At 71.2% G+C, this 8,509-nt stretch carries 7 protein-coding genes; 3 read left to right on the top strand and 4 right to left on the bottom strand.

Annotated features, from left to right (window positions below):
* Nucleotides 1-322 precede the first annotated feature (322 nt).
* Entirely contained in the window at nt 323-1,567 is a 1,245-nt protein-coding gene (locus VIB55_RS12410; RefSeq protein WP_331876964.1) for a hypothetical protein, read from the top strand.
* Between the two features lie 75 nt (nt 1,568-1,642).
* Here the strand turns inward: VIB55_RS12410 and VIB55_RS12405 are convergent, their stop codons facing one another.
* The gene (locus VIB55_RS12405) at nt 1,643-2,260 is read right to left on the bottom strand and encodes a plastocyanin/azurin family copper-binding protein (RefSeq protein ID WP_331876963.1); all 618 of its coding nucleotides are present in this window, start codon (nt 2,258-2,260) and stop codon (nt 1,643-1,645) included.
* 138 nt (nt 2,261-2,398) lie between these two features.
* Here VIB55_RS12405 and VIB55_RS12400 point away from each other — a divergent pair, with 138 nt between their 5' ends.
* Nucleotides 2,399-3,985: a peptide chain release factor 3 gene (locus VIB55_RS12400; protein ID WP_331876962.1), complete on the top strand. Its 1,587-nt coding sequence runs from the start codon at nt 2,399-2,401 to the stop codon at nt 3,983-3,985.
* Nucleotides 3,986-4,457: 472 nt separating this feature from the next.
* On the opposite strand, the gene VIB55_RS12395 is transcribed toward VIB55_RS12400, so the two are convergent.
* The 3 genes from VIB55_RS12395 to VIB55_RS12385 form a co-directional block, all read right to left on the bottom strand.
* Nucleotides 4,458-5,468, bottom strand: a complete 1,011-nt coding sequence (locus tag VIB55_RS12395; RefSeq protein ID WP_331876961.1) for a tetratricopeptide repeat protein — start codon at nt 5,466-5,468, stop codon at nt 4,458-4,460.
* 8 nt (nt 5,469-5,476) lie between these two features.
* Nucleotides 5,477-6,070 (bottom strand): hypothetical protein, encoded by a 594-nt coding sequence (locus VIB55_RS12390; protein WP_331876960.1) that lies wholly within the window; start codon nt 6,068-6,070, stop codon nt 5,477-5,479.
* Between the two features lie 128 nt (nt 6,071-6,198).
* A complete protein-coding gene (locus VIB55_RS12385; protein ID WP_331876959.1) occupies nt 6,199-7,545 on the bottom strand; it encodes a sigma-54 interaction domain-containing protein in 1,347 nt (448 codons plus the stop codon).
* A gap of 391 nt (nt 7,546-7,936) precedes the next feature.
* Here VIB55_RS12385 and VIB55_RS12380 point away from each other — a divergent pair.
* Nucleotides 7,937-8,509: 1,4-dihydroxy-6-naphthoate synthase (locus tag VIB55_RS12380; protein ID WP_331876958.1), on the top strand; the 573-nt coding region annotated here is incomplete at its 3' end.

Below are 8,509 nucleotides of genomic sequence, written 5' to 3'. Positions count from 1 at the left end.
CCCTTCCCCCGCGGGGTTTGCGGGGGAAGGGCTGGGGATGGGGGGCGCCCGGCGATGCACCGGTTCCTCGGCCGAGCACGGCTGGTCGGGTGCCCCCGCGACCACGGCGGTTTTCGCGGAGTGTGTGGCGGATCCCTCAGTCGCTGCGGTCTGCGGTGTTCAGGCTGGCTCGCCGGGGCCGCTCCATCGGGATGACAAATGCGCCGGACTGGCCGAAGCGCGTCGGAATCCGCCCAGCATCAGGGGCCCGGGCTTTTGCGAAGCCCGGGCCCTCGTTTATCATGATACATCCCCGCGACAATCCCCCGATCCGAGCGGTTCCGTGTACTCCGATTCGTCGACCCAGATCGTCAACGCCCTTCACGAAAGGCGCTTCGCCGAGGCCGAGCAGCTGCTGGCCCGCTGGCTGGAAACGGACCCGTACGATGCCGCCAGCCGTTCGCTGCGGGCGCTGTGCCTGGCGGCGCTCAAGCGCGGCGACGAGGCCCTGGCCCAGGCGCGCCAGGCGGTGGAAGACGAGCCCGAGCTGGGGTACTGCCACTGGGCGCTGGGCCACGTGCTGGCCGACGCGAAGCAGTTCAGCGAGGCACTGGGATGCGCCCGCGAGGCCGCGGTCCTGAACCCCGGCAGCCCCGAGCCGCACGCGCTGGCGGCCCGCTGCCTGGCCGAGCGAAAGGACTGGGCGGGCACGGTGGCCGCGGCGGATCGGGGGCTGGCGGTGGACCCGGAGCATCCCGCGTGCGCCAACCTGCGCGCGCTGGCGCTGCAGGTGCTGCGCTCGCCCGAGGCCGAGCAGGCATTCGTCGACGCGTCCGCCGCCGACCCCCACAACGCCTTCGCCCGCGCCGGGCGCGGATGGCAGGCGCTGCAGGGCGGGGCGGCGCCCGACTCGGCGCTTCCCCACTTCTACCACGCGCTGGAGATCGACCCCGGGCAGGAGTGGGCGCGCGAGGGGCTGGTGGCCGCGCTCAAGGCACGCAACCCGGTGTACCGCCTGATGCTGCGGTACTTCCTGTGGATGGACGCGCTGTCGCCGCAAACGCGGTGGCTGGTGATCGTGGGGGGCGTGGTGGGATACAACGTGCTGCGGCGGGTGAGGAACGCGCAGCCGGCGCTGGCGCCGTTCATCGTTCCCCTGCTGATGGCGTACGGGGTGTTCGTGCTGATGACCTGGGCGGCCGACCCGCTGTTCGACGCGCTGCTGGCGCTGGACCAGAAGGGACGCGCCGCCGTCGACCGCGGGCGGGTGCTGGCGGGCGCGCTGCTGGCGGTGCTGCTGGCAGCGGCGATCGGGGCGGGGATCGCCGGGCTGGCCACCGGCGACGACCGGCTGCTGACGGCTGCCCTGGCCACCGGAGCGCTGGTGATCCCCACGGCGGGAGCCCTGAAGATGCGCCCCGGCTGGCCCCGGTGGGTGATGGGTGCCTACACGGCCGCGGTCGCGGCGGTGGGCGCGCTCGGCATCGCCACGTGGGGCACGGGGGGTGACGAGCTCGTGCTGGTCTCGATCATGGGCAGCGCGCTTGGAAGCTGGATCGCCACCGCGCTCTCTGCCGCGGGGCGCTAGCTGGCCGGGCGAGGGTCCTGAACAGACGCCCGTCGTCCGCGCGCGCCGGACGGCCGGCGCGCGCGGAGGGCCGGCTCAGCCGCCGACGTTGACGGTGCCCGTCATCCCCATGGCCTGGTGCGGGATGCACAGGTAGGGGAAGGCTCCCGTGGTGCCGAAGGTATGCTCGAACACGGCACCCACGGGCAGGTTGGCCGACGCCCAGGCACCGGGCTGTCCCGCGTTGGCGGGGGTGACGGTGTGGGTGCCGGAGCTACCCACCCAGCGGACGGTGGCGCCGGGGGGAACGGTAACCACCTGCGGCGTGAAGACGTTGCTGGTGGCCGTGACCACGACGCCCGGCTTGAGCGCGAAGTTCACCGTCGCCGTCTGCCCCGCGCTCACCATGACCCCCTTGATGGTTTCTTCCGTGGCCGTGGCGGTGATGAAGCCCGCCGGCACGACGACGGCCACCGCGCGGTTGCCGGTGGCCACGCCGGTGATGGAGAAGTTGCCCCCGGCGTCGGTCGTGGCGCTTCCTCCGCCCCCGATGCTGACGCTTACGCCGGCCACCCCCGCGGCCCCGTTCGACACCTTGCCGGAGATGGTGCCCGTCTGCGCCTGGGTCGGCGGGCCATCGCCGCCGCACGCGGCGGCGGCGCCCAACGCCAGCACCAGGGCCAGCGAGCCGATCATACGAATCTTCGTGGTCATGCGAATTTCCCTTTGCAGGGGGTTGAACGGGGCTCCGGCGGCGTGCCGGGCGCCCGGGGAAGACGGCTACGCGTTGAGGCGGGGCCGGAAACGTGTTAGATTCAGCGGCTGTAGACCAAAGCCACCCAGCGAGCCGCCATGAGCAGGTTGAGCGAAGAGGTCCGCCGCCGGCGGACCTTTGCCATTATCAGCCACCCCGACGCGGGCAAGACCACCCTCACGGAAAAGCTCCTGCTGTACGGCGGGGCCATCCACCTGGCGGGGAGCGTCAAGGCGCGCCGTGCGGCCCGCCACGCCACCTCCGACTGGATGCAGATGGAGCAGGAGCGCGGCATTTCCGTGACCTCCAGCGTCCTGCAGTTCGAGTACGGCGGCAAGTCCATCAACCTGCTCGACACCCCCGGCCACCAGGACTTCTCCGAAGACACCTACCGCACGCTGATGGCGGCCGACAGCGCCGTGATGCTGCTGGACAACCGCAAGGGCGTCGAGGAGCAGACGCGCAAGCTGTTCGAGGTGTGCCGGCTGAGGCGCACCCCCGTGTTCACCTTCGTGAACAAGTGCGACCGGCCGGGCGCGCCCACGCTGCAGCTGATCGACGACGTGGAGCGCGAGCTGGGGATGAAGTGCTATCCGATGATGTGGCCCATCCTGGACGGGGACCGCTTCCTGGGCGTGTACGACCGCCCGTCGGAGCGGGTGTACCTGTTCGAGCGGGGCGAGGACCACGGCTCGTCGCGGGTGACGGCGCAGGAGGGCACGCTGGACGACGCGCACATCCTGGCGGCGCTCCCCGACGCCTCCATCAACCAGCTGCTCGAAGACCTGGAGCTGCTGGAGATGGCGGGGGCGGAGTTCAGCCCCGAGGCGTTCCTGGCGGGCGACGTGTCGCCGGTGTTCTTCGGCAGCGCGCTCACCAACTTCGGGCTGGAGCCCTTCCTGAAGCGGTTCCTGGAGCTTGCGCCGGCGCCGGGCCCGCGCGAGTCCAGCACGGGCACCATCGATCCGGAAAAGCCCGAGTTCACGGGGTTCGTCTTCAAGATCCAGGCGAACATGGACCCCAAGCACCGCGACCGCATCGCCTTCGTGCGGGTGTGCTCCGGCCGGTTCGAGGCGGGGATGCAGGTGAAGCACGTCCGCACCGGCAAGCCCATCCGCCTGGCCAGCCCCACGCAGTTCATGGCGCGCGAGCGCACGCTGATCGACGAGGCGTGGCCGGGCGACGTCATCGGCATTCACGACCGCGGCAACCTGCGCATCGGCGACACGCTCTCGGCAGACGGCACGCTGGAGTTCGGGGGCATCCCGCGGTTCTCGCCCGAGCACTTCGCGCGGATCGTCATCGGCGACCCCATGAAGCGCAAGCAGCTGGATACCGGGCTGCAGCAGCTTTCCGAAGAGGGCGCGGCGCAGGTGTTCTACGCCGAGTCGCTCACCGGCCCGGCACCCATCGTGGGCGCGGTGGGGCAGCTGCAGTTCGACGTGCTGCTGCACCGGCTGGAGCACGAGTACAACGTGCGCGCGCGGCTGGAGCGGATGAGCTTCGTGGCGGCGCGGTGGGTGGATGCGCCCAAGGCCGAGATCGACCGCCTTGCCTCCGGCCACGGCCGCATGCTGGTGTACGACGCCAAGCAGAAGCCGCTGGTGCTGTTCGACAGCGAGTGGACCATGCGCACCACCATCGACCGCGAAAAGTCCATCGCGTTCTACGACGTGGCTCCCTGAGCGAGCCTGCGCACCCCCGAGCGGGGCCAGCACCGGACCCGGTCGGTGGAAGCATCGTTCGGTTACGTCGAGATTGGTCACGAACGGTGACAGCGCGAAGGGCGGAGGCACGGCGGATGTGGCGCGTCCGCCACGTGGCGCATTTAGAACTGTCAGTATAGGATAGCGGCGCGCGCGCGGCGGCACCAGTGGGTGGCGGGGGGAAGTTTGGACACAGTACGGATTTGCGAGATCCGGAAGTGTCCTTTGGGCGGAGGAATGGGATGCGCCGGCCCTGCGGGGGCCGATGGATTCGCTGCAACGAAGACAGCCAGTCCGCCTGCGCGGACTGGCTTGTTCTGGTGGGCGGCGCACGGGCGAATGAATTCGCTGCAACAAGCACACGAAGTCCGCCTGCGCGGAGTGGCTTGTTCCTGTGGGCGTTCTGGTGTTGTGCGCGGCCGTGCGTTGGGGATGGCGGGTGCGATCGGAACTACGGCTCGCTCAGGGTCCGCGCGATGGAGGCGACCGCCTCGGCTTCCGCGGCGGCGCCCAGGGTGGCGAAGTGGGCGGCGGATTCCTCCAGCGCCGCGCGCGCCCCTTCCACCTCGCCGGTGTCGCGCAGGAGCAGCCCGCGGTCGCGCTGCACCTCCGCCAGCAGCAGCGGGTCCGCGTGCTGGCGCGCGATCTCCAGCGCCGACTGGAGGTACTCGGACGCCTCCTGTTCGCGGGACCGCGCGTGGGCGGCGGAGGCGCGTACGCGCAGCGCGTCGGCGCGGCCCAGCGGCTCGCCCAGGCGCTCGAAGCGCTCCAGCGCCCGCACCACCATCGCCTCCGCCAGGGCGCCGTCTCCCGCGCGCGCCCGCAAGGATGCGCGCTCCGTCTCGGCGATGGCTACCACGTCTTCCGCGCCCGCCTGCCCCGCCAGCTCGATCGCCCGCCGGAAGTGCGCGTCGGCCTCGCGGTCCAGGCCCAGATCGCGGTAGCTGATCCCCAGGTTGTGGTGCGTTTCGGCCATGCCGCGCACGTTGCCGGTGCGCTGGTACGCCGCCAGGGCGCGCTCGTAGTGCACCAGCGCCTGGTCGCGCCATCCGCGCACGTTGGCCAGCACGCCCAGGTTGTTGCTGGCCCGGGTGGCCGCCTCGTCGTCCCCCCACCCGGCGGCGGCCTCCAGCAGCCCGCCCCACACCTCCTCGGCCCGCGCCAGCCGCCCCGCCTCGAAGTGCGCGATGCCCGCCAGGTTGGCCGCCTCGGCCCGAACGCGGCGGTCTCCGCGCTGCCCCGCTGCGCGCTCCACCTGTTCCGCCACCTCCAGCGCGCGTTCGGTGCTCCCCACCACGCGGGAGGCCAGGGCGTACAGGAACCCCAGCTCCGGCTCGGCCAGCAGGGCCTCGCGCGCAAGCCCGGAACCCAGGCGCTCCAGCGCGGGCCACTGCCCGGCCGCGCGCAGGGCGCGGGCGCGGTCCAGCAGCTCCGTCTCTGGAAGGGGGGCGGTGGCGTCCACGATGGAGCTCAGTGCCCGCCGGCCAGGGCGTAGCGGGTGAACCCCGTGACGTCCGCGCGCACCTCTTCGGCATCGTGCACGCGCACGCTGCCGATGCGCTCCCACCGCAGCCCGGGAGCCTCCTGCCGCCACCAGCCGAACTCGAAGTCCTCGTCGTCGTCGTCCACGTCGCCGTCGTCGTCGAAGTCCGGATCGGCGAAGGCGTAGTTCACCCGCAGCTCGGCGGGCTCCTTGGGATCGAACTTGAGCCCCGCGGGCGAGAACTCGAAGTTGAAGGCGCCCGAGTTCACCACCCGGATGCGGATCTGCACCGAGTCGCCCTGGCCGATGGCGGAACCGTCCGGTCGGCGCAGCAGCGCGCCGTCACGCACGCGGAAGCGCAGGAACTCCTGCCCGGTCTGGTAGCGGAGGCGGAGCTCCGTGTCGCGGCCCTTGACCGCCCAGAACGTGGTGTCCGTACTCTGGGGCGGCGGCGCGTTCGGCGCGGCCTGGATGAAGACGAGATCGTCCTCGTCCACCGTGCCGCCTCCGCCCGACGGGTCCTCGCAGGCGGCCAGGGCGGGCACCAGGGCCAGCAGGAGGAGAAATCGCTTGATCGGCATGTCGGTTACTTCAAAGGGGTGTGCAGTCGCGCTCCAGCGGCGATGGGGCAATGCCCGGGCCGCCTGAAAACCCGCGCCGTCGCTGGATTTCGACCGATCGGCACCGTTCGGAGACGCGACGCCCTGTCTCATTCCGATACATCGTCCGTTCCCTCCAGCAGCCGGTACAGCCGCGACCGGCTGATGCCCAGCGCGTCGGCCGCCGCGCTCTTGTTGCCGTCCACCCGCTCCAGCATGGCGAACGCCGCCGCCTTCTCGATCTCATCCAGCGTCGCGGGAAAGGGAAGCGGGCCACCGTTCCCGCCGCCTGCGACAGCCCCGCCCACGCCGCCGTGGAACAGGTCGTCCGGACGGATGGGGCCGTCGCTCAGCAGCACCGCCCGCTCCAGCCCGTTGCGCAGCTCACGCACGTTCCCCGGCCAGGGGTGCGAAAGCAGGGCGCGGCGAAGGTCGGGGGTGATGGAGGGCGCCGGCATGCCGTACTGCGCGGCCAGGGTGCGCAGGAAGTGCTCGGCCAGCAGCAGCACGTCTTCGCCGCGGTCGCGCAGGGGCGGCAGGTGGATGGGAATGATGCTCAGGCGGTAGAACAGGTCTTCGCGAAAGCTTCCCCGCTTCACCGCGCCGGCCAGGTCCACGTGGGTGGCGGCGATGATCCGCACGTCCACCGTCCGCGCCTTGAGCGCGCCCACGCGGCGCACCTGCTTGTCTTCCAGCACCTTCAGCAGCTTGCCCTGCAGGGTCAGCGGCAGGTCGCCGATCTCGTCCAGGAACAGGGTGCCCCGGTCCGCCGCCTCGAACAGCCCCGGCTTGGCGGTGCGCGCATCGGTGAACGCGCCCTTTTCGTGGCCGAACAGCTCGCTTTCGATGAGCGTGGGCGGAATGGCGTTGCAGTTCAGCTCCACGAACGCGCCGGGCGCGCGGGGGCCATTGTAGTGGATGGCCTGCGCCATCAGCTCCTTGCCCGTCCCGGTCTCGCCGGTGACCAGGACGGTGGCGGTGCCGTGCGGAATGATGCGCGCCGCCCGGTCCAGCGCGGCCCTCAGCTGCGGGCTCCTGCCGATGATGCGGCCGAAGTCGAACGCCTTCCGCTGCGATTCGGCCAGCCTGCCCCCCGCCTCGGCCGCGCCGCGGCGGCGGGCCCGCTCGCCCATCTCGTCGCGCAGCGCCTGCACGTCTGCGGGGAGCGCGAAGTAGTCCGCGGCCCCCGCGCGCACCAGGGCGGCCGCCAGGCGGTGGTCCTCCCGCGCGCCGACGACGAGTGGGGCCGGCGCTCCCGCCGCCGTCAGCTCGCGCAGCACCGCTTCGGCCTCGTCCTCCACGCCCGCCACCGACAGTACCAGCGCAATCGCGTCCGCCGCAGGCCCCAGCTCGCCGGCGGACGCGGCCACGCGCGCCTGCGCACCGGCGAGCGCGGCCAGCTCCGGCCAGAGGGCGGAGAACGATTCGCTGCGTGCGACGACGTCCAGGGTGCTCACAAACGGCGGGTGGGCCGAAAGGCGGATGGAGCGGCTGAGGCGATTCGTCGCGTCACGTGCCCCACTGTCTCGTTTCGATACGATATAGCGAAGGGCCGTGGCGGCGCCAGTGCGCGACTGAGGGCGGAAGGTTAGACACGGAAAGAAGTTGCGAGTTCCGGCACGGCAAGGGCGAATGAATTCGCTGCAACGACTACACGAAGTCCGCCTGCGCGGACTGGCTTGCTTGGGTGGGGGTTCGGGGTGTCGGGCGCGACGATGCTTCCGCTTTCCTCATAGTAGCGTCAACCCGATTACCGGATCGGCTGATTCGAGCCAGATGCTACGGTTGCATGCGCCTTCCCGCGTCGCGAAATTCTGCCTATCTCGATCACGCACCGCATCCAAGCCGATGGCTGACAATCGCACGCTTACGCTCGGCTATTCGCCGTGCCCGAACGATACGTTCATCTTCCACGCGCTGGTGCACGGCATTGTCCAGGCGGACGGGCTGTGCTTTTCGGAGCGGCTGGAGGATGTGGAAACTCTCAATCGCCTCGCCGCGGACGCGCAGCTGGACGTCACCAAGATCTCGTACGGCGCGGCGCCGTCGCTGCTGCGCGACTACGTCCTCCTGCGCAGCGGCGGGGCGCTGGGACGTGGCTGCGGACCGCTGATCGTGGCGCGGCGCGAGCTGTCGCACGACGAGCTTCGCACGGCGCGGATCGCCATTCCCGGGCGCAACACCACCGCCAACCTGCTGCTGCGCCTGTTCGCTGCGGATGCGCAGCCCGGAACGGAGCTCGTCTACAGCGACATCATGCCTGCGGTCGCGCGCGGCGACGTGGACGCGGGACTCATCATCCATGAATCGCGGTTCACTTATCCGCAGCACGGCCTCGTGAAGGTGGTGGACCTGGGAGAGTGGTGGGAGCAGACGACCGGCCATCCCATCCCGCTGGGCGGCATCATGGCGCGCCGCGCG

Origin of the sequence: Longimicrobium sp., from assembly GCF_036554565.1 — a bacterium.
In the GTDB taxonomy this organism is placed as follows: domain Bacteria; phylum Gemmatimonadota; class Gemmatimonadetes; order Longimicrobiales; family Longimicrobiaceae; genus Longimicrobium.
Note: the sequence above shows the minus strand (reverse complement) of the source record. Positions and strands in the feature narration are given on the sequence as shown.

Bases quoted from the DNA above. Each gene is read 5' to 3' on its own strand.
- VIB55_RS12405 (WP_331876963.1), bottom strand. From the start codon at position 2,260: ATGACCACGAAGATTCGTATGATCGGCTCGCTGGCCCTGGTGCTGGCG.
- VIB55_RS12400 (WP_331876962.1), top strand. From the start codon at position 2,399: ATGAGCAGGTTGAGCGAAGAGGTCCGCCGCCGGCGGACCTTTGCCATT.
- VIB55_RS12390 (WP_331876960.1), bottom strand. From the start codon at position 6,070: ATGCCGATCAAGCGATTTCTCCTCCTGCTGGCCCTGGTGCCCGCCCTG.